Below are 20,702 nucleotides of genomic sequence, written 5' to 3'. Positions count from 1 at the left end.
GACAACATGGGCGAGATCGCAAAGACTCAGCGATTGCTGGAGTCCAGCAATTTCTGCAAGTACTGGCCGTAGCCGGTTTTCCTCAGGCTATCCGCCTGTTTCGCCAACTGCTGCGCTTCAATCCAGCCGTTGTTGAACGCGATCTCTTCGAGACAGGCGACCTTCAAGCCCTGGCGCTGCTCAATGGTATGCACGAAGTGACTGGCTTCCAGCAAGGAGTCGTGTGTCCCAGTGTCCAGCCAGGCAAATCCACGGCCAAGCATCTCGACCTTCAACGATTTGCGCTCGAGGTAGGCCTGGTTGATATCGGTAATTTCCAGCTCGCCACGCGGCGAAGGCTTGATGCTCTTGGCGATCTCGACAACCTGATTGTCGTAGAAGTACAGACCGGTCACCGCGTAGTTGGATTTTGGCTTGACGGGTTTCTCTTCGATACTCAGCGCACGCCCCGTGGCGTCAAACTCCACCACACCAAAACGCTCGGGATCGGAAACGTGATAACCGAACACCGTCGCGCCGTGTGTCTGATCGGTCGCGGCGCGCAAATTGTCGGAAAAGTGCTGACCATAAAAGATGTTGTCGCCGAGTATCAGGCAGCAAGGATCTTCGCCGATGAACTCCTCGCCAATAATGAACGCCTGGGCCAGGCCGTCCGGACTTGGCTGTTCGGCATAGGTGAGCTTGATACCGTAGGTACTGCCATCGCCGAGCAACTTGCGAAAGCAGGGCAAATCTTCAGGCGTGGAAATAATCAGAATTTCGCGCATGCCCGCGAGCATCAGCACAGACAGCGGATAAAAGATCATCGGCTTGTCGTAAATCGGCAGCATCTGTTTCGAAACGCCGAGAGTCAGCGGATGCAGGCGCGTGCCCGAGCCGCCGGCGAGGATGATGCCTTTACGATTTGTCGTGGTCATTTGTTCAGAACTTCCATAAGCATTCGGGTTACACCACTTTGCCAATCCGGCAAGTGCAGAGAAAAATTGTCGCGCAGCTTCTGAGTATTCAAGCGTGAATTCAAGGGGCGGCGTGCAGGTGTCGGATAGGCTGTGGTTTCGATCGGATCAACGGCCTTCACAGCGAGCTGCTCACCGTTGGCCTGAGCAAATTCGATCACATGCGTGGCGTAACCATGCCAGGACACCTCACCGGCAGCAGCCAGGTGATACAAACCCGACAGATGTTGCTGATCCATGACCTGGCGGAGCGCCGTAGCCGTTACGTCGGCGATCAGATCTGCGCCAGTCGGCGCGCCGACCTGATCGGCGATCACGCTCAAGGTTTCACGATCCTTCGCCAGGCGCAGCATGGTCTTGGCAAAGTTATTCCCGCGGGCTCCGTAGACCCAACTGGTGCGAAACACAAGGTGTTTGCACCCTGAGGCAATGATTGCCTGCTCGCCGGCGAGCTTGCTGGCGCCGTAATGATTGACCGGTGCAACAAGATCCGTCTCCAGCCATGGCGTCACACCCTGTCCATTGAAAACATAATCCGTTGAGTAATGGACCAGCCACGCGCCCAACGCGGCGGCTTCTTCAGCCATGACGCCAGTCGCCAGGCCGTTGATGCGACTGGCCAGTTCGGTCTCTGACTCAGCCTTGTCGACCGCAGTATAGGCAGCGGCATTGACAATGACGTCAGGCGCTATCTGCCGGATTGTCGAGCGCAAGGATTCAAGGCTCGCAAGATCTCCGCTCAACCCACCCAGCGTATGACGATCAAGCGCGACCAACTCACCGAGTGGCGCCAGGGAGCGCTGCAACTCCCAGCCCACCTGGCCATTCTTTCCCAACAGAAGGATTTTCATGCTTTATTCGAACGATCTGCGTAGTTTTGATCGATCCACTGCTGATAGCTGCCGCTCTTCACGTGCTCTACCCATTCGGCATTATTCAGGTACCACTCGACCGTCTTGCGGATACCGGTTTCGAACGTTTCTTCAGGCGCCCAGCCAAGTTCTCGCTGGATCTTGCCCGCATCGATCGCGTAGCGCTGATCGTGACCTGGGCGGTCTTGCACGTAAGTGATCAAACTGGCATGCGGGCGGTGGGCGGAGTCCGGCCGCAGCTCATCAAGCAATGCACACAAGGTATGCACCACTTCGATATTTTGCTTTTCATTATGCCCGCCGATGTTGTAGGTCTCACCGATAACGCCTTCGGTGACTACTTTGTAAAGCGCGCGAGCGTGGTCTTCCACATACAGCCAGTCACGCACCTGGTCGCCTTTGCCGTAGACGGGCAGCGGCTTGCCTTCCAGTGCATTGAGAATGATCAGCGGGATCAACTTCTCCGGGAAGTGGCATGGGCCATAGTTGTTCGAGCAGTTGGTAACCAGCGTCGGCAGGCCATAAGTACGAGCCCAGGCACGTACCAGATGATCGGAACTGGCCTTGCTTGCCGAATAAGGCGAGCTTGGCTGGTAAGGCGTGGTTTCAGTGAAAAGATCTTCGGGCCCCTCAAGGTCTCCGTAAACCTCATCAGTCGAAATATGGTGGAAGCGGAAGTTGGCTTTGCGCGCATCGTCCAGAGCAGCCCAGTATTGGCGAGCAGCTTCAAGCAGCGTGTAGGTGCCGATAATATTGGTCTGAATGAATTCCGAAGGGCCGGAAATCGAGCGATCAACATGAGATTCGGCAGCCAGATGCATGATTGCATCCGGTTGATGCTCACGCAGAACCCGGTCGATCTGATCACGATCACAGATGTCGACACGCTCGAATACATAACGCGAATTCTGGCTGACCTCGGCCAGAGACTCCAGATTGCCAGCGTACGTCAGCTTATCGACATTAACGACGGAATCGGTAGTGTTCGAGATGATGTGACGGATGACTGCCGAGCCGATAAACCCGGCGCCGCCGGTAACTAGAATTTTCACGCGAAACGATACCCTTGAGCTGCAGACAGAGCCCCCGAAAAGAGCGCTGCCTAATCCATGAATGCTGATGCCATAAGCAATTGGCATCCGTCAGAGTCAGTCTGAATCGACAGGCATTGTCGCACTGCCGAACAAGGGCTGCATTTTACAGCTTAATGAGGGTTTTACTAACGGATATAGACAGGTCGTGACGCAATTTGGACAGCCGTCCGGCACCTTCGCTATCAGACAAGCCGCTTACGCGACGCTTTGACCGTACGCCCAAGAAACCACCCAAGAACCGGGCCGATCAGCATGCCAGCCAGCAATGCCAATACGACAATCAACGATACCGGCAACTGCGGACCGGACAAACCCAGAAACAATAACGCCACCGACTGCTGGTTCTCCAGGACGAACGCCAGAATGACCAAAACCAGCAAAAGGATGAAAACGCCAAGAAATATGCGCTTGAGGTTACGCATAAGTAACCCTCCGAAAAAAAGCGACTGTCAAACCCCCTCCTCCTCTTCCTCGTTCACTCGATCACGCAATTCCTTGCCCGGCTTGAAATGCGGAACGAATTTACCGTCCAGACTGACCGACTGGCCGGTCTTCGGATTACGGCCGACGCGCGGCGCTCGGTAGTGGAGGGAGAAGCTGCCAAACCCGCGGATTTCAATGCGATCACCGGTGGCCAGACATTGGGACATTTGTTCAAGCATGGTCTTGATGGCCAGCTCCACATCCTTGGATGAGAGTAGCCCTTGATGGGTGACAATTCGTTCGATCAACTCCGACTTCGTCATATTTTTCCCTTCTTTTTCAAGCAGCTAGATCAGCGCTTGAAAGGTTTTAGCATGCCCGGAAGAATTTGAACAGCCCAGGGATTGACATATCTTTCCCAGCGTAAAAATGCCCGTTTTCAGGGCACTTCATCGACAAGTCGGACTTCAGCGCAATCAACGACAGATCACCAGCATGGTCCGGGTCAGATAGCCTGCAGGATTGAAGCCAAACGGATATTCATCCTCCTCTTTGGCATCATCGGACCTCGTGACGACTTTGTAACCGGCGCCCTTGCACTCCTTCGCCGCGCGCTTCTGACACTTCTCCCAACCAGAACCCAAACCGGAGCAGTCGACCTCAATTCCGCTGACGCCACGCACTGCGTGAGTCTTCGCACTGGTGGTACACCCGGCCAGCATCAGCACTGCTGCCAATACAATAATCTTGTTCATCCACTTCCTTATGCCAGGCCAGTGCCCGACGACTGCACGCTCAAGACCAAGCTTAGTCGCGAATAGGCGATTGATCCGATTAATGAAACAGACCCGCAAGCGAAGCCATTGGTTTCATGCACGGACGTACAAAGACCAAATCGCAGGCACAAAAAAGGGCGACCGAAGTCGCCCTTTTTAATGATCAAGCAGAACTCAGTTCTGTTTGGCCATTGCTTGACGCAGCAGTGCCGCCATAGTGGTATCGGCAGGAGCAGCAGCCTCACCTTCTTTCAGGCTCTGGATAGCTTCTTTCTCTTCAGCATCGTCTTTCGACTTGATCGAGAGCTGAATTACGCGGCTCTTGCGATCAACGCTGATGATCTTGGCTTCAACTTCCTGGCCTTCTTTCAGAACGTTGCGCGCGTCTTCAACGCGGTCACGGCTGATTTCGGAGGCTTTCAGGGTAGCTTCGATGTCGTCGGCCAGAACGATGATGGCGCCTTTGGCGTCAACTTCTTTCACGGTACCGGTCACGATAGCGCCCTTGTCGTTAACCGAGACGTACTCGGAGAACGGATCGCTTTCCAGTTGCTTGATGCCCAGGGAGATGCGCTCACGCTCTGGATCAACCGACAGGATGACGGTGTCCAGCTCGTCGCCCTTCTTGAAACGACGTACGGCTTCTTCGCCCACTTCGTTCCAGGAGATGTCGGACAGGTGAACCAGACCGTCGATGCCGCCGTCCAGACCAATGAAGATACCGAAATCGGTGATCGACTTGATGGTGCCGGAGATCTTGTCGCCCTTGTTGAACTGGCCAGAGAAGTCTTCCCATGGGTTCGACTTGCACTGCTTGATGCCCAGGGAGATACGACGACGCTCTTCGTCGATGTCCAGAACCATGACTTCCACTTCGTCGCCGACTTGTACGACTTTCGAAGGGTGGATGTTCTTGTTGGTCCAGTCCATTTCCGAAACGTGTACCAGACCTTCAACGCCTTCTTCCAGCTCAGCGAAGCAGCCGTAGTCGGTCAGGTTGGTTACACGAGCGGTAACGCGAGTGCCTTCTGGGTAGCGGGCTTTGATAGCAACCCATGGATCTTCGCCCAGTTGCTTCAGGCCCAGGGAAACACGGTTGCGTTCGCGATCGTATTTCAGAACCTTGACGTCGATCTCGTCACCAACGTTGACGATCTCGGAAGGATGCTTGATGCGCTTCCAGGCCATGTCGGTGATGTGCAGCAGGCCGTCCACGCCACCCAGATCGACGAATGCGCCGTAATCGGTGAGGTTTTTGACGATACCTTTGACTTGCTGGCCTTCCTGCAGGGATTCCAGCAGAGCTTCACGCTCGGCGGAGTTCTCGGCTTCGAGGACGCTGCGACGGGAAACGACAACGTTGTTGCGCTTCTGGTCCAGCTTGATGACCTTGAATTCCAGCTCTTTGCCTTCCAGGTGCGTGGTGTCGCGCACTGGACGGACGTCAACCAGGGAACCTGGCAGGAACGCACGGATGCCGTTAACGTCGACAGTGAAGCCGCCTTTAACCTTACCGTTGATAACGCCCTTGACCACTTCCTCGGCTGCGAAGGCTGCTTCCAGAACGATCCAGCATTCAGCGCGCTTGGCTTTTTCACGGGACAGCTTGGTTTCGCCAAAGCCGTCTTCAACCGAATCCAGAGCAACGTGAACTTCATCACCAACGTTGATGTTCAGTTCGCCAGCATCGTTGTAGAACTGCTCAAGCGGGATGAGTGCTTCAGACTTCAGACCAGCGTGAACGGTTACCCAGCGAGCCTGGTAATCGATATCAACGATAACACCGGTGATGATGGAGCCTGCCTGAAGGTTCAGGGTTTTCAGGCTTTCTTCAAAGAGTTCCGCAAAGCTTTCGCTCATTTTAATTCCTGTAGATGAGGGCGAAGTAAACGCCCATCTCCACACCCCAGACGGTGTGGGTTAGTTTCATTTAAAAGAAGCACCGCAGGACTATGACTGGTCCCCTGCGACCTTCTAGGTCACCCGGCGATATCGCGAATGGCGATCTCGCTCATGATGCGTTCAAGCACCTGGTCGATGGAAAGCTCCGTGGAATCCAGCTGAATCGCGTCGGCCGCCGGCTTGAGCGGGGCTACTGCGCGCTGGGTGTCACGCTCATCGCGTGCACGGATCTCATCTAGCAGACTCGACAGACTAACACCCTCGACTTTGCCCTTCAACTGCAAATATCGACGGCGCGCCCGCTCCTCGGCGCTGGCGGTGAGGAAAATCTTCAGCGGTGCATCAGGAAAAACCACTGTGCCCATGTCGCGACCATCAGCCACCAGACCCGGCGCCTCCTGGAATGCACGCTGGCGCTGCAGCAGCGCCTCGCGCACGGCGGGCAGCGCAGCCACTTGCGAAGCGCCGGAGCCGACGCTTTCAGTGCGAATGACATCGCTGACTTCGTCACCTTCCAGAATGATCCGCTGCAACTGGCCTTCGGTCGCCGCGATGAACTGCACATCCAGATGAGCGGCAAGTTGCTTCAGCAGCTCTTCATTGGTCAGGTCGACGCCATGATTGTGCGCAGCGAATGCGAGCAAACGGTAAAGCGCACCGGAATCGAGCAGGTTCCAGCCCAGACGCTTGGCCAGGATCCCGGCGACTGTGCCTTTGCCCGAGCCGCTTGGCCCGTCGATGGTGATGACCGGTGCAATGTTTTTCACGACTGAGCCTCTTGTGCCACACGAATACCGACTTGCCCGCAGAGTGCGAGGAAGTTGGGGAACGACGTCGCGACGTTGGCGCAATCATGGATGCGGATCGGTGCAGTGGCGCGCAGCGATGCCACACTGAAGGCCATGGCGATACGGTGATCACCGTGACCGTGCACTTCACCGCCACCGATCTGGCCGCCCTCGATGATGATGCCGTCCGGGGTTGGCTGGCATTTTACGCCCAGCGCCAACAGGCCGTCAGCCATCACCTGAATCCGGTCCGATTCCTTGACCCGCAGCTCTTCGGCACCGGTCAGCACGGTACGCCCTTCAGCGCACGCAGCCGCCACGAACAGCACCGGGAATTCGTCGATGGCCAACGGCACCAGCTCTTCCGGAATCTCGATGCCTTTAAGCTTCGCCGCACGCACGCGCAGATCAGCCACGGGCTCGCCGCCGACTTCACGCTGGTTCTCCAGAGTGATGTCAGCGCCCATCAGACGCAGGATGTCGATGACGCCGGTGCGGGTCGGGTTGATGCCAACGTGTTCAAGCACCAGCTCGGAACCTTCGGCAATCGACGCCGCCACCAGGAAAAACGCTGACGAAGAGATATCGCCGGGCACTTCGATATGGGTAGCGGTGAGCTTGCCACCAGACTCAACCGACGCCGTCGCGCCATCAACGCTCACCGGGTAACCGAAACCGCGCAACATGCGCTCGGTATGGTCACGGGTTGGCGCCGGCTCGGTCACGGTGGTTTTGCCTTCGGCGTACAGACCGGCGAGCAGCAGGCAGGATTTCACCTGGGCACTGGCCATCGGCATCGTGTAGGTCAGGCCTTTGAGCTTGTGGCCGCCGCGAATGGTCATCGGTGGACGACCTTCTGCTGCGGTTTCAATCACTGCGCCCATTTCCCGCAGCGGATTGGCCACGCGGTTCATCGGGCGCTTGGACAGCGACGCGTCGCCGGTCAGGGTGCTGTCGAAGTTCTGCGCCGCCAACAGGCCGGACAGCAGACGCATAGAGGTACCGGAGTTGCCCAGATAGATCGGCCCCGGCGCAGGTTTCAGACCGTGCAGGCCGACACCGTGAATGGTCACGCGGCCGTGGTGCGGGCCTTCGATGACCACGCCCATGTCGCGGAACGCCTGCAAGGTCGCCAGGGCGTCTTCGCCCTCGAGAAAACCTTCGACTTCGGTGACACCTTCGGCCAGCGAGCCGAGCATGATCGAACGGTGGGAAATCGATTTGTCACCCGGTACGCGAATCCGACCGGACAGGCGGCCACCAGGTTGAGCCAGGAAGATCAGATCGTTGGAATTCATAGCGTCCACATAGGCCCTGCGGGCCAGGATTTTACTGAAATGCTCGCGGGCAACCCGGGCGCGCGTGAAGACGCCCAACAATTGGTGCCCATCCCCTGCATCGACCGCGTCGCGCAAGGCGTCGAGGTCGCTGCGAAATGTATCGAGTGTGCGCAGGACAGCCTCGCGATTGGCGAGAAAGATGTCGTGCCACATCACCGGGTCGCTTCCGGCGATTCTTGTGAAATCGCGGAAACCACCGGCAGCGTAACGGAAGATCTCCAGATTTTCATTGCGCTTGGCCAATGAATCGACCAGACCGAAGGCCAACAGGTGCGGCAGATGGCTGGTCGCCGCCAGCACTTCATCGTGCCGTTCGACCTGCATGTGCTCGACGTCGGCACCCAATTCACGCCACAGACGATCGACCACCGCCAGCGCGGCAGGATCGGTCTGCTCAAGCGGCGTGAGGATCACCTTGTGGCGACGGAACAGCTCGCCATTGGACGCTTCCACCCCGCTCTGCTCGGATCCGGCAATCGGATGCCCCGGCACAAAGCGCGCCGGCATGCCGCCGAACGCTTCGGTCGCCGCACGCACCACATTGCCTTTGGCACTGCCAACATCGGTCAGAATCGCCTGCCCCAGATCCATGCCCGCCAACCGCGCGAGCAGTTTTTCCATGGCCAGGATTGGCACCGCCAGCTGAATCACATCGGCGCCGACGCAAGCCGCCGCCAAATCGTCTTCGCAGCGATCAACCACACCCAACTCGACCGCCAGCCTGCGCGATTGCGGGTCGAGATCGACCCCGACCACTTCGCGGCACACACCGCTTTCACGCAAGCCTTTGGCAAACGAACCACCGATCAACCCCAGGCCGACCACCACAAGGCGCCCGATCATAGGTGCAGCAGATTGCAGTGCAGTGACATCAACCACGAGCCAGAACCTTGCGCAGCGCTTCGAGGAAGCGACTGTTTTCCGCCGGTAGACCGATGGTCACCCGCAGGTGATTCGGCATGCCGTAATTGGCCACCGGGCGCACGATCACGCCTTCGCGCAACAAGCCCTGGAACACCGGGGCCGCAACTTGAGCGAGATCGACGCAGATAAAGTTGCCCTTGGATTCAATCCAGCCGAGCTCCAACTCACGGAAACCGGCTTGCAGCTGCTGCATGCCCGCTTCGTTGAGCTGACGGCTTTGCGCCAGATATTCCTCATCCGTCAAAGCTGCACAGGCAGCGGCCAGGGCGAGGCTGTTGACGTTGAACGGCTGGCGCACACGGTTCAGCACGTCAGCCACCACCGGGGTGGACAGCGCGTAGCCAACGCGCAGCGCCGCCAGACCGTAGGCCTTGGAGAATGTGCGCGACACCAGCAGATTCGGATAAGCCGCGAGGAAGTCGAGGCCGTCCGGCAGATCGCTGCCTTCGGCATATTCGATGTAAGCCTCGTCGAGCACCACCAGCACATGTTCAGGCACGTCCTGCAGAAATTCGTCCAGTGCCTCGGCGCCGAACCAGGTACCGGTCGGGTTGTTCGGGTTGGCGATGAACACCACGCGGGTATTGGCGTCGATGGCCGCGAGCATGGCGGGCAGGTTGTGCCCCCAATCCTTGGCCGGCACCACTTTGGCTTGCGCACCGACGGCCTGGGTAGCAATCGGATACACCGCGAAAGCGTGCTCGCTGAACACGGCGTTCAGGCCCGGCGCCAGATAGGCACGGGCAACCAGTTCGAGAATGTCGTTTGAGCCATTGCCCAGGGTGACCTGATTCAGCTCGACGCGGCATTGCTCGGCGAGCAGGGATTTCAGCGCAAAACCGTTGCCATCCGGGTAACGGGTCAGCTCGGCCAGCTCTTCGCGGATCGCCGCCAGAGCCTTGGGGCTGGCGCCCAGCGGGTTTTCATTGCTCGCCAGTTTGACGATTTTTGCCGGATCCAGATCCAGCTCGCGCGCCAGTTCGTCCACAGGCTTGCCCGGAACGTACGGCGAAAGTTGTTGCACGCCCGGCTGTGCCAGAGCGAGGAAGTTGCCACTCATTTGCTACCGCCCTTAGAGAACTGCTTTCGGGTAGGAACCCAGCACTTTGAGTGCTACCGCTTCCTGACTGATCTTTTCCAGCACACCCTTGATCAACGGATCGCGGTGATGACCGACGAAGTCGATGAAGAACACGTACGTCCATTTGCCGCTGCGCGACGGACGGGTTTCGATGCGGGTCAGGTCGATGCCGTTGTCATGGAACGGCACCAGCAGCTCGTGCAGTGCGCCGGGTTTGTTGCTCATCGACACGATGATCGACGTCTTGTCGTCGCCGGTCGGCGGCACTTCCTGGTTACCGATCATCAGGAAGCGCGTGGAGTTGTCCGGGCGATCTTCGATCTTCTCGGCCAAGCGCGTCAGACCATACAGGCCCGCCGCCATGTCGCCGGCAATCGCCGCCGAATTCCACTCGCCCTTGACCCGCTTGGCCGCTTCGGCGTTGCTCGACACCGCCACGCGCTCGACATTCGGGTAATGCGCGTCCAGCCACTTGCGGCACTGCGCCAATGACTGTGCGTGGGAATAGATGCGGCTGATACTGTCGGTCTTGGTGTTTTCGCCGACCAACAGGTGATGGTGGATGCGCAGCTCGACTTCGCCGCAGATCACCATGTCGTGTTCAAGGAAGCTGTCGAGAGTGTGATTGACCGCGCCTTCGGTGGAGTTTTCCACCGGGACCACGCCAAAATTCACCGCACCGGCCGCCACTTCGCGGAACACTTCATCGATCGCCGCCATCGGCTTGCTGATCACCGCGTGGCCGAAATGCTTCATCGCCGCCGCTTGGGTGAAGGTGCCTTCCGGGCCGAGATATGCCACTTTCAGCGGCTGTTCAAGCGCCAGGCACGAGGACATGATTTCGCGAAACAGCCGCGCCATCTCTTCGTTGCCCAACGGGCCCTGATTGCGCTCCATCACCCGCTTGAGCACCTGAGCTTCGCGCTCGGGACGATAGAACACCGGCACTTCGCCTTCGGCCAGCGAGGCCATCTTCACGCGCGCAACTTCCTGGGCGCAACGCGCACGCTCACTGATCAGCTCCAGGACTTTGGTGTCGAGAGCGTCGATGCGAACGCGCAGTGCCTTGAGTTCTTGCTCGGACATCAGCCGTGTTCCTTCTCGAATTCAGCCATGTAGGCCACCAGCGCGTTGACCGCGTTGAGGTCGACGGCGTTGTAGATGGAGGCACGCATGCCGCCCACTGAGCGGTGGCCCTTGAGATTGAGCAGACCGCGTGCGTCGGCACCGACGAGGAACGGCTTGTCCAGACGATCGTCGGCCAGACGGAACGGCACGTTCATCCACGAGCGATCCGACTTGTTGATCGGGTTGCTGTAGAGGCCACTGGCGTCGATAAAGTCGTACAAGGTGCGCTGCTTGACGTCGTTCAGTTTAGCGATCGCGTCGACGCCGCCCTGCTCCTTCAGCCACTGGAATACCAGACCGGAGAGGTACCAGGCCAGGGTCGGCGGCGTGTTGTACATCGAGCCGTTATCCGCCGCGACCTTGTAGTCGAGCATGGTCGGGCACAGCGCGCGGGCCTTGCCGAGCAGGTCTTCGCGGATGATGTTGACGACAATGCCGCTCGGGCCGATGTTCTTCTGCGCGCCGGCGTAGATCATGCCGAAACGCGAAATGTCGACCGGGCGCGAGAGGATGTCCGAAGACATGTCGGCCACCAGAGGCACGTCGCCGGTTTCCGGGATCCACTGGAATTCCAGACCGCCGATGGTTTCGTTCGGTGCGTAGTGAACGTAAGCGGCGTCTTTCGACAGGCTCCATTCGTTCTGGCCGGGAATGGCAAAATAGTCATAAGGCTTGGCGGTCGCAGCCACATTGACGTGACCGTAGCGCGAAGCTTCTTCGATGGCTTTCTGCGACCAGATACCGGTGTCGATGTAGTCGGCCGAGCCGCCTTCAGGCAGCAGATTCAGCGGAATCTGCGCGAATTGCTGGCTGGCGCCGCCTTGCAGAAACAGCACTTTGTAGTTCGACGGGATATTCAGCAGGTCACGCAGATCCTGCTCGGCCTGGGTCGCGATGGACACGAACTCATCGCTGCGATGGCTCATTTCCATGACCGACAGACCCTTGCCGTGCCAATCAAGGAGTTCACCCTGGGCGCGCTGCAGAACAGCTTCAGGCAACGCCGCAGGACCGGCGCAGAAGTTATAGGCTCGCTTGCTCACATCCAATCTCGCTCTGATCTGGTGGTTTCACGCATAAATCACACTATCAATCATCACAGTCCTGTGGGAGCGAGCCTGCTCGCGAATGCATCACCGCGGTGCTTCAGAGGCACCGCAGCGCCTGCTTTCGCGAGCAGGCTCGCTCCCACAGGGATCTCCATGATGTCGACATTTCATACCGGACAAATAACAAGGGGGCGAATTTTCATCCGCCCCCCTCGTTTGTCCGCTTATTCTTGCGGCTCTTCGTCAGCTGCGGCGTCGAGTTGCTGGTCGTCTGCGGCCTCGTCGATACCGACGGTGCCCTCGAATTCCTCGCCCTCTTCACCCTCAAGCTCTTCACCTTCGATTTCCGAAGGCTCCTGAACCCGCTCCAGACCGACCAGGGTTTCATCCTTGGCCAGTTTGATCAGGGTCACGCCCTGCGTGTTACGGCCCAGGCTCGACACTTCGTCGACACGCGTGCGCACCAGGGTGCCCTGATCGGAGATCAGCATGATTTCTTCACCGTCCTGCACCTGCACCGCGCCGACCAGACGGCCGTTACGCTCGTTGCTGACCATGGCGATAACGCCCTGACCGCCACGCTTGTACTCAGGGAACTCGGTGATCGCCGTGCGCTTGCCATAGCCGCGCTCGGAAGCGGTGAGGATCTGGCTGCCTTCTTCCGGGATCAGCATGGAAATCAGCTTCTGCCCTTCCGGCAGACGCATGCCGCGCACACCGCGAGCGGTACGGCCCATGGCGCGAACTTCGGATTCCTTGAAGCGCGTGACCTTGCCGCCGTCGGAGAACAGCATGATTTCCTGCTCGCCATCGGTAATGGCCGCAGAGATCAGGATGTCGCCTTCGTCCAGTTCCAGCGCGATCAGACCGACGCTGCGCTGACGGCTGAAGGCCACCAGCGGGGTCTTCTTCACGGTACCGTTGGCGGTCGACATGAAGATGAACGGTGCTTTCTTGCGATCGGCAGCCTTGATGCGTGCACGGCGCTCTTCGTCGGTTTCGTTGCTGTTTTCGATCTCTTCTACATCAGCCTCGACGCCTTCGGCTTCTTCTTCATCAGCCTGGCGCTTCATGGCTTCGAGATCGACCGGCAGCATGGTGGTGATGTATTCGCCTTCGCTCAGCGGCAGCAGGTTGACCAGCGGACGACCACGGGCGGCGCGAGACGCTTCCGGGATCTCGTAGGTCTTGAGCCAGTACACCTTGCCCTTGCTGGAGAACAGCAGCAGCGTGGTGTGGCTGTTGGCAACCAGCAGGTGAGCGATGTAGTCCTCATCCTTGACGCCGGTGGCCGATTTGCCTTTACCGCCACGACGCTGCGCCTGATACGCCGCCAATGGCTGGGTCTTGGCGTAGCCACCGTGGGAAATGGTCACCACGCGCTCTTCTTCCGGGATCATGTCGCCCAAGGTCAGGTCGAGACGCGCGTCGAGGATTTCGGTGCGGCGCTGATCGCCGTATTCGGCGCGGATCACTTCCAGCTCTTCGCGGATCACTTCCATCAGGCGCACGGCGCTGTTAAGGATGCGGATCAGCTCGCCGATCTGATTGAGGATCTCTTGATACTCGGCCAGCAGCTTTTCGTGCTCCAGACCGGTCAGACGGTGCAGGCGCAATTCGAGAATGGCTTGCGCCTGTTCCGGCGACAGGAAGTATTTGCCTTCGCGCAGACCGTATTGCGGATCGAGGTTTTCCGGACGGCACGAATCGGCACCGGCACGTTCCACCATCGCCACCACCGCTGAGGATTCCCACGGCGTGCTGACCAGCGCTTCCTTGGCTTCCGACGGCGTCGGCGATGCCTTGATCAGTGCGATGACCGGGTCGATGTTCGACAGGGCTACGGCCTGACCTTCGAGAATGTGACCACGCTCGCGGGCCTTGCGCAGCTCGAACACGGTACGGCGGGTAACGACTTCACGACGGTGGCGAACGAACGCTTCGAGCAGATCCTTGAGGTTAAGGATGCGTGGGCGGCCGTCGATCAGCGCCACGATGTTGATGCCGAATACCGATTGCAGCTGGGTCTGGGCGTAGAGGTTGTTGAGGATCACCTCAGGCACTTCGCCGCGACGCAGCTCGATTACCACGCGCATACCGTCCTTGTCGGACTCGTCGCGCAGTTCGGTGATGCCTTCGAGCTTCTTCTCTTTGACCAGCTCGGCGATCTTCTCGATCAGACGCGCCTTGTTCAGCTGGTAAGGGAGTTCGGTGATGACGATCTGCTGACGGCCACCGACCTTGTCGATGTCTTCGATGATCGAACGGGCGCGCATGTAAATGCGCCCGCGACCGGTACGGTAGGCTTCGATGATGCCGGCGCGACCGTTGATGATCGCCGCGGTCGGGAAATCCGGACCAGGAATGTATTGCATCAGCTCGTCGACGGTCAGCTCGGGGTTGTCGATGAGCGCCAGACAACCGTCGATGACTTCACCGAGGTTGTGCGGCGGGATGTTGGTCGCCATGCCCACGGCGATACCGCTGGAACCGTTGACCAGCAGGTTCGGTACACGGGTCGGCATGACCGCCGGGATCAGTTCGGTGCCGTCGTAGTTCGGCACCCAGTCCACGGTTTCCTTGTGCAGGTCGGCCAGCAGCTCGTGCGCCAGCTTGGTCATGCGCACTTCGGTGTATCGCATGGCCGCGGCGTTGTCACCGTCGACCGAACCGAAGTTGCCCTGGCCGTCGACCAGCAGGTAACGCAGGGAGAACGGCTGGGCCATACGAACGATGGTGTCGTACACGGCAGTGTCACCGTGCGGGTGGTACTTACCGATCACGTCGCCGACGACACGGGCAGATTTCTTGTACGGCTTGTTGAAGTCGTTGCCCAGCTCGCTCATCGCGAACAGCACGCGACGGTGCACGGGCTTGAGGCCATCGCGCGCGTCCGGCAGTGCTCGGCCGACGATTACGCTCATTGCGTAGTCGAGGTAGGACTGTTTCAGCTCGTCTTCGATATTGACCGGGAGGATTTCTTTGGCCAGTTCGCCCATGAGAAGCCTGATTCCTTTTTCTGGTGAAACTTCGTCATATCCATGTGGGAGCAACGAAGCTCGTCGGGGCAGGCCGTGTGCCATGCGCCGACTTACGACAAATCAACATTCGGATCGCGGATTTGCGCAGTGAAGACAGCTCCGTGGAGCGGCCTCGGAAAACGCCGGATGTTATCACAAGAGCCGCCACGCACCTATCCCCCAGATGCGCATGGAGCATAGTTAGTTGACCGGTGACAGGCTTGAGGGGGACTAGAGAGGCTCAGAGCTTCTTTGAATGTGAAATTCGAGGCAGGTTTTGAGTTGTTTATTGACTTTTCTGACCTCATCGCGAGCAGTCTCACTCCTACAGGGTTTGTGTTCGACAAAGATCTGTGGGAGCCAGCCTGCTGGCGATGGCGGCTGAGCAGCCGCCAGGGCCTGTCAATGCAGGCGCTTGCGGCACATCAACTGGGCCATCTTGGCGGTGTCCGGGCGCTCGACGATGCCCTTTTCGGTGACGATCGCGTCGATCAGGTCCGCCGGGGTGACGTCAAACACCGGGTTGAACGCCTCAACATCCGCACCGACGCGCTTGCCGCCGACTTCGAGCAATTCGGCACCGGCGCGTTCTTCGATCGGGATGTCATCACCGCTGGCCAGGCTCATGTCGATAGTCGAACTCGGCGCTACCACCATGAAGCGTACGCCGTGGTGCATGGCGTTGACCGCCAGTTGGTAGGTGCCGATCTTGTTCGCCACATCGCCATTGGCGGTGATGCGGTCGGCGCCGACGATGACCCAGGTCACGCCCTTGGTTTTCATGATGTGCGCGGCGGCGGAGTCAGCGTTGAGGGTCACCGGGATGCCTTCGTTGGCCAGTTCCCACGCGGTCAGGCGCGAACCCTGTAGCCACGGACGGGTCTCATCGGCGTAAACGCGCTCGACCATGCCTTCTATATAAGCGGCGCGAATAACGCCCAGCGCTGTGCCGAAACCGCCGGTTGCCAGGGCACCGGTGTTGCAATGGGTGAGGATCGCCTGGGCATTGCCCTGATGCTTGCGGATCAGGTCGACGCCCAACTGGGCCATGGTCAGGTTGGCTTCGCGATCGCTCTCGTGAATGGCGATGGCTTCCGCCTCCAACGCCACCAGTGGATCGGCGTTGCCTTTGAGGCGGTCGAGGCGATCGTGCATGCGCCCCAGCGCCCAGAACAGGTTGACCGCGGTCGGACGGGAATCGGCCAACAGCGCGAAGTCCTCCTCCAGCGCCGCGTACCAATCGCCACCCTCGGCTATCCGCGCGCGGGCCGCGAGCACGATGCCATAGGCCGCGCTGATGCCGATGGCCGGTGCGCCACGCACGACCATCGAGCGGATCGCCTCGGCCACGCCGGCGGCGCTGGTGTAAGCGATCCAGGTTTCTTCGAACGGCAAAATACGCTGATCCAGCAGGTGCAGCGCGCCGTCTCGCCAATCGATGGCCTTCACTTTCTCCGCAGCCAACAGTCGATCGCGCATCCCACACCCCGCACTCATGAACAAAAGCCGCCGATTATAGCGATCCCCCCGCGAAGACGCTCGGGTATACTTCGCCATCCTTTACAAAAGCACTGGAACCGACTCCCGATGCCCAAACCTGCCATTGCGCTCGACCTCTTATTGCTGCCGACCTGGCTGGTCCCCGTCGAACCCGCTGGCGTTGTGCTCAAGGAACATGGCCTGGGCATCCGCGACGGTTGCATCGTGTTTATCGGCCCGCGCGCCGAAGCGCTGAAGTGTAATGCCACTGAAATCCGCGAATTGCCGGATGTGCTGCTCGCCCCCGGCCTGATCAATGCTCACGGCCACGCCGCGATGACGTTGTTCCGTGGCCTGGCGGACGATCTGCCGCTGATGACGTGGCTGGAAAATCACATCTGGCCGGCCGAGGCCAAATGGGTCGATGAAGATTTCGTCCGTGACGGCACCGATCTGGCCATTGCCGAGCAGATCAAGGGCGGCATCAGCTGTTTTTCCGACATGTATTTTTACCCCAAGGTCGCCAGCGAGCGCGTGCACAACAGCGGCATTCGCGCGCAGATCGCCATTCCGATCCTCGACTTTCCGATTCCCGGCGCCAGCAGCGCCGATGAAGCCATCCGTCAGGGCGTCGAGTTGTTCGGCGATCTGAAGCATCACGAACGCATCAAGATCACTTTTGGCCCACATGCACCCTACACCGTCGGCGACGAGAACCTCGAGAAAATCCGCGTGATTGCCGAGGAACTGGACGCCGCGATCCACATGCACGTCCACGAAACCGCGTTCGAAGTCCAGCAGGCCATCGAGCAGACCGGCGAGCGGCCACTGGCGCGTCTGGGCCGCCTCGGCCTGCTCGGCCCGCGATTTCAGGCTGTGCACATGACCCAGATCAGCGATGACGACCTCGCGCTGCTGGTAGAAAGCAACACCAGCGTAATCCACTGCCCGGAGTCGAACCTCAAACTGGCCAGCGGTTTTTGCCCGGTCGAGCGTTTGTGGCAGGCTGGGGTGAATGTTGCGATCGGCACCGATGGCGCCGCCAGCAACAACGATCTCGACCTGCTCGGCGAAACCCGCACCGCCGCCCTGCTGGCCAAAGCCGTTGCCGGCTCGGCCACCGCGCTGGATGCCCATCGTGCGCTGCGCATGGCCACGCTCAACGGCGCGCGGGCGCTGGGGATCGACGCGCAAGTCGGCTCGCTGGAGATCGGCAAAGCCGCGGACATCGTGGCTTTCGATCTGTCGGGGCTGGCGCAGCAACCGGTGTATGACCCGGTTTCGCAGCTTGTCTACGCCACCGGTCGCGATTGCGTGAAACACCTGTGGGTCGCCGGCAAGCCACTGCTCGACGACCGGCGCCTGACGCGCATGGACGAACAGCAATTGGGCGCGACCGCACGCCATTGGGGCCAGCGCATCAGCGGCCACACCGAATCGTAAACACCGTGGAGCAGACTCCGCGGCTACAGCCTTTTTGAAGTTTTTCGAGGAATTGAACATGAGCAACGTCGACCACGCCGAAATCGCCAAATTCGAGGCTCTGGCCCATCGCTGGTGGGACCGTGAAAGCGAATTCAAACCGCTGCACGACATCAACCCGCTGCGCGTCAACTGGATCGACGAGCGGGTCAATCTGGCCGGCAAGAAAGTCCTCGACGTCGGTTGCGGCGGCGGCATCCTCAGTGAAGCCATGGCCCAGCGCGGCGCGACCGTGATGGGCATCGACATGGGCGAAGCGCCGCTGGCGGTCGCGCAACTGCATCAGCTGGAATCCGGCGTTAGCGTCGAATACCGGCAGATCACCGCCGAAGCGCTGGCCGAAGAAATGCCCGAACAGTTCGATGTGGTCACTTGCCTGGAAATGCTCGAGCACGTGCCGGATCCATCCTCGGTGATCCGCGCCTGTTTCCGTATGGTCAAACCCGGCGGCCAGGTGTTCTTCTCGACGATCAACCGCAACCCGAAGGCGTACCTGTTCGCCATCATCGGCGCCGAATACATCATGAAGCTGCTGCCGCGCGGCACCCACGACTTCAAGAAATTCATTCGTCCATCTGAACTCGGCGCTTGGAGCCGTATGGCCGGCCTGACCGTCAAGGACATCATCGGCCTGACGTACAACCCGCTGACCAAGCACTACAAGCTGTCAAACGACGTTGACGTCAACTACATGATCCAGACCCTGCGCGAGGAATAAGTCGATGGCCATCAGAGCGGTTCTTTTTGACATGGACGGCACCCTGCTCGACACGGCGCCGGACTTCATTGCCATCTGCCAGGCCATGCGCGCCGATCGCGGCTTGCCACCGATCAACGACAAGCACATCCGCGACGAGATTTCCGGTGGCGCCAAAGCCATGGTCGCAGTGACCTTTTCGATGGACCCGGAATCACCGGGCTTCGAGGAGTTGCGCCAGGAGTTTCTAGAGCGGTACCTGGTCGGCTGCGCGGTGCACAGCAAGCTGTTCGACGGCATGGCCGAGCTACTGGTCGACATCGAAAAGGCCAACCTGATCTGGGGCGTGGTCACCAACAAGCCGGTGCGCTTCGCCGAGCCGATCATGCAGCAACTGGGGCTGGCCGAGCGCTCGGCGCTGCTGATCTGCCCGGACCACGTGAAGAACAGCAAGCCCGATCCGGAGCCGCTGACCCTGGCGTGCAACATGCTTGATCTGGATCCTGCGAGCGTTCTGTTTATCGGCGATGATCTGCGCGACATCGAATCCGGCCGCGCCGCCGGGACGAGGACCTGCGCGGTGACCTACGGCTACATTCACCCGGACGATCACCCGCGTCACTGGGGTGCGGACGTCGTGGTGGATCATCCGCTGGAGTTGCGCAAGGTGCTCGATAACGCGCTGTGCAGCTGCTGAATCTGGCGCAAAACGTCATCGGCTGGAGTCCCGTGCGCGGCGCGGGGCGCTCTGACTCTTGAAGAGGTTGTTTATGTTTGATTACACCGCTCGTCCCGAATTGCTCAAGGATCGGGTCATTCTGGTCACCGGTGCCGGTCGCGGCATCGGCGCAGCGGCGGCGAAAACCTACGCCGCCCACGGCGCCACGGTGCTGCTGCTGGGCAAGACCGAAGCCAATCTGACCGAGGTTTACGACGCGATCGAAGCGGCGGGCCATCCGCAACCGGCGGTGATTCCGTTCAACCTCGAAACCGCCCTGCCCCATCAATACGATGAGCTGGCGGCGATGATCGAAACCGAGTTCGGCCACCTCGACGGCCTGCTGCACAATGCCTCGATCATCGGCCCGCGCACGCCGATCGAACAATTGTCCGGCGAGAATTTCATGCGAGTGATGCAGGTCAACGTCAACGCCATGTTCATGCTGACCAGCACCCTGCTGCCGCTGCTCAAGCTGTCGCAGGACGCCTCGGTGGTGTTCACCTCCAGCAGCGTCGGCCGCAAGGGTCGCGCCTATTGGGGCGCGTATGGCGTGTCGAAGTTCGCCACCGAAGGCCTGATGCAGACGCTGGCCGATGAGGTCGACGGTGTCGCACCGGTGCGCTCCAACAGCATCAACCCGGGCGGCACCCGCACCAGCATGCGCGCGCAGGCCTATCCTGGGGAAAACCCGCTGAACAATCCGACGCCGGAAGAAATCATGCCGGTGTACCTGTACCTGATGGGCCCGGACAGTGCCGGCATCAATGGCCAGGCGTTCAACGCGCAGTAACCGCCATACGTCGCTTTTGTTGTCGCGGCAGATTGCTGTCGCGGCAGACCTTTGCCGCATGCAACCGTCACAATTGAGCCAATTTCCCGGCAGCGACTCAGTCCGCCTTTATTCAACGTGTTGATTTCAATCGGTTTAAATTAAAGCGAACTGATTGGCATGAGTTTCGCTCTAACTTTT

Annotated in this window: 18 protein-coding genes; 4 read left to right on the top strand and 14 right to left on the bottom strand. The window is 59.5% G+C overall.

What is annotated here, in order from left to right; translation table 11 throughout:
- Positions 1–26: 26 nt before the first annotated feature.
- The 14 genes from rfbA to mtnA form a co-directional block, all read right to left on the bottom strand.
- On the bottom strand, positions 27–917 hold the full coding sequence (gene rfbA / locus V6F91_RS20055) for a glucose-1-phosphate thymidylyltransferase RfbA (protein ID WP_332767453.1): 891 nt from the start codon (positions 915–917) through the stop codon (positions 27–29).
- Positions 914–1,807 carry a dTDP-4-dehydrorhamnose reductase gene (gene rfbD, locus V6F91_RS20050; RefSeq protein ID WP_332767451.1) on the bottom strand — a complete coding sequence of 298 codons (894 nt, stop codon included), beginning with the start codon at positions 1,805–1,807 and terminating at the stop codon, positions 914–916. The genes rfbA and rfbD overlap by 4 nt, the downstream gene beginning before the upstream one ends.
- Positions 1,804–2,880 carry a dTDP-glucose 4,6-dehydratase gene (gene rfbB / locus V6F91_RS20045; protein ID WP_332767700.1) on the bottom strand — a complete coding sequence of 359 codons (1,077 nt, stop codon included), beginning with the start codon at positions 2,878–2,880 and terminating at the stop codon, positions 1,804–1,806. The genes rfbD and rfbB overlap by 4 nt, the downstream gene beginning before the upstream one ends.
- A gap of 224 nt (positions 2,881–3,104) precedes the next feature.
- Positions 3,105–3,344 carry a lipopolysaccharide assembly protein LapA domain-containing protein gene (locus V6F91_RS20040; RefSeq protein ID WP_332767449.1) on the bottom strand — a complete coding sequence of 80 codons (240 nt, stop codon included), beginning with the start codon at positions 3,342–3,344 and terminating at the stop codon, positions 3,105–3,107.
- Positions 3,345–3,371: 27 nt separating this feature from the next.
- Entirely contained in the window at positions 3,372–3,668 is a 297-nt protein-coding gene (gene ihfB / locus V6F91_RS20035; RefSeq protein WP_003189779.1) for an integration host factor subunit beta, read from the bottom strand.
- 153 nt (positions 3,669–3,821) lie between these two features.
- The gene (locus V6F91_RS20030) at positions 3,822–4,100 is read right to left on the bottom strand and encodes a hypothetical protein (protein WP_332767447.1); all 279 of its coding nucleotides are present in this window, start codon (positions 4,098–4,100) and stop codon (positions 3,822–3,824) included.
- Positions 4,101–4,295: 195 nt separating this feature from the next.
- Complete coding sequence (gene rpsA / locus V6F91_RS20025; protein WP_258448428.1) at positions 4,296–5,981, bottom strand: 30S ribosomal protein S1; 1,686 nt, start codon at positions 5,979–5,981, stop codon at positions 4,296–4,298.
- Between the two features lie 119 nt (positions 5,982–6,100).
- On the bottom strand, positions 6,101–6,790 hold the full coding sequence (cmk, locus tag V6F91_RS20020) for a (d)CMP kinase (protein ID WP_203418935.1): 690 nt from the start codon (positions 6,788–6,790) through the stop codon (positions 6,101–6,103).
- Positions 6,787–8,994 carry a bifunctional prephenate dehydrogenase/3-phosphoshikimate 1-carboxyvinyltransferase gene (locus tag V6F91_RS20015; protein ID WP_332767444.1) on the bottom strand — a complete coding sequence of 736 codons (2,208 nt, stop codon included), beginning with the start codon at positions 8,992–8,994 and terminating at the stop codon, positions 6,787–6,789. The genes cmk and V6F91_RS20015 overlap by 4 nt, the downstream gene beginning before the upstream one ends.
- Positions 8,995–9,022: 28 nt before the next feature.
- Entirely contained in the window at positions 9,023–10,135 is a 1,113-nt protein-coding gene (gene hisC / locus V6F91_RS20010) for a histidinol-phosphate transaminase (RefSeq protein ID WP_332767442.1), read from the bottom strand.
- A 12-nt stretch (positions 10,136–10,147) separates the two neighbouring features.
- Entirely contained in the window at positions 10,148–11,242 is a 1,095-nt protein-coding gene (pheA, locus tag V6F91_RS20005) for a prephenate dehydratase (RefSeq protein WP_016770924.1), read from the bottom strand.
- Complete coding sequence (gene serC / locus V6F91_RS20000; RefSeq protein WP_332767439.1) at positions 11,242–12,327, bottom strand: 3-phosphoserine/phosphohydroxythreonine transaminase; 1,086 nt, start codon at positions 12,325–12,327, stop codon at positions 11,242–11,244. Before serC ends, pheA begins: the two co-directional genes overlap by 1 nt.
- 230 nt (positions 12,328–12,557) lie before the next feature.
- Positions 12,558–15,332: a DNA gyrase subunit A gene (gene gyrA, locus V6F91_RS19995; RefSeq protein WP_090285063.1), complete on the bottom strand. Its 2,775-nt coding sequence runs from the start codon at positions 15,330–15,332 to the stop codon at positions 12,558–12,560.
- Positions 15,333–15,755: 423 nt separating this feature from the next.
- The gene (gene mtnA, locus V6F91_RS19990) at positions 15,756–16,832 is read right to left on the bottom strand and encodes an S-methyl-5-thioribose-1-phosphate isomerase (RefSeq protein ID WP_208940257.1); all 1,077 of its coding nucleotides are present in this window, start codon (positions 16,830–16,832) and stop codon (positions 15,756–15,758) included.
- 108 nt (positions 16,833–16,940) lie between these two features.
- On the opposite strand from mtnA, the gene V6F91_RS19985 reads away from it, so the two are divergent.
- From V6F91_RS19985 to V6F91_RS19970, 4 genes are all read left to right on the top strand, one after another.
- Positions 16,941–18,275, top strand: a complete 1,335-nt coding sequence (locus V6F91_RS19985; protein ID WP_332767436.1) for a TRZ/ATZ family hydrolase — start codon at positions 16,941–16,943, stop codon at positions 18,273–18,275.
- A 58-nt stretch (positions 18,276–18,333) separates the two neighbouring features.
- A complete protein-coding gene (gene ubiG, locus V6F91_RS19980) occupies positions 18,334–19,032 on the top strand; it encodes a bifunctional 2-polyprenyl-6-hydroxyphenol methylase/3-demethylubiquinol 3-O-methyltransferase UbiG (RefSeq protein WP_090285070.1) in 699 nt (232 codons plus the stop codon).
- Between the two features lie 4 nt (positions 19,033–19,036).
- Entirely contained in the window at positions 19,037–19,708 is a 672-nt protein-coding gene (mupP, locus tag V6F91_RS19975; protein ID WP_332767433.1) for an N-acetylmuramic acid 6-phosphate phosphatase MupP, read from the top strand.
- 73 nt (positions 19,709–19,781) lie between these two features.
- A complete protein-coding gene (locus V6F91_RS19970; RefSeq protein WP_090285074.1) occupies positions 19,782–20,522 on the top strand; it encodes a YciK family oxidoreductase in 741 nt (246 codons plus the stop codon).
- Positions 20,523–20,702 lie beyond the last annotated feature (180 nt).

It is taken from the genome of Pseudomonas koreensis (assembly GCF_036668835.1).
Taxonomy (GTDB): domain Bacteria; phylum Pseudomonadota; class Gammaproteobacteria; order Pseudomonadales; family Pseudomonadaceae; genus Aquipseudomonas; species Aquipseudomonas koreensis_I.
Note: the sequence above shows the minus strand (reverse complement) of the source record. Positions and strands in the feature narration are given on the sequence as shown.

Bases quoted from the DNA above. Each gene is read 5' to 3' on its own strand.
- V6F91_RS20030 (WP_332767447.1), bottom strand. From the start codon at position 4,100: ATGAACAAGATTATTGTATTGGCAGCAGTGCTGATGCTGGCCGGGTGT.
- rpsA (WP_258448428.1), bottom strand. From the start codon at position 5,981: ATGAGCGAAAGCTTTGCGGAACTCTTTGAAGAAAGCCTGAAAACCCTG.
- ubiG (WP_090285070.1), top strand. From the start codon at position 18,334: ATGAGCAACGTCGACCACGCCGAAATCGCCAAATTCGAGGCTCTGGCC.
- gyrA (WP_090285063.1), bottom strand. From the start codon at position 15,332: ATGGGCGAACTGGCCAAAGAAATCCTCCCGGTCAATATCGAAGACGAG.
- pheA (WP_016770924.1), bottom strand. From the start codon at position 11,242: ATGTCCGAGCAAGAACTCAAGGCACTGCGCGTTCGCATCGACGCTCTC.
- V6F91_RS20015 (WP_332767444.1), bottom strand. From the start codon at position 8,994: ATGATCGGGCGCCTTGTGGTGGTCGGCCTGGGGTTGATCGGTGGTTCG.
- V6F91_RS19985 (WP_332767436.1), top strand. From the start codon at position 16,941: ATGCCCAAACCTGCCATTGCGCTCGACCTCTTATTGCTGCCGACCTGG.
- ihfB (WP_003189779.1), bottom strand. From the start codon at position 3,668: ATGACGAAGTCGGAGTTGATCGAACGAATTGTCACCCATCAAGGGCTA.
- V6F91_RS20040 (WP_332767449.1), bottom strand. From the start codon at position 3,344: ATGCGTAACCTCAAGCGCATATTTCTTGGCGTTTTCATCCTTTTGCTG.
- rfbD (WP_332767451.1), bottom strand. From the start codon at position 1,807: ATGAAAATCCTTCTGTTGGGAAAGAATGGCCAGGTGGGCTGGGAGTTG.
- hisC (WP_332767442.1), bottom strand. From the start codon at position 10,135: ATGAGTGGCAACTTCCTCGCTCTGGCACAGCCGGGCGTGCAACAACTT.
- V6F91_RS19970 (WP_090285074.1), top strand. From the start codon at position 19,782: ATGTTTGATTACACCGCTCGTCCCGAATTGCTCAAGGATCGGGTCATT.
- mupP (WP_332767433.1), top strand. From the start codon at position 19,037: ATGGCCATCAGAGCGGTTCTTTTTGACATGGACGGCACCCTGCTCGAC.
- rfbA (WP_332767453.1), bottom strand. From the start codon at position 917: ATGACCACGACAAATCGTAAAGGCATCATCCTCGCCGGCGGCTCGGGC.
- mtnA (WP_208940257.1), bottom strand. From the start codon at position 16,832: ATGCGCGATCGACTGTTGGCTGCGGAGAAAGTGAAGGCCATCGATTGG.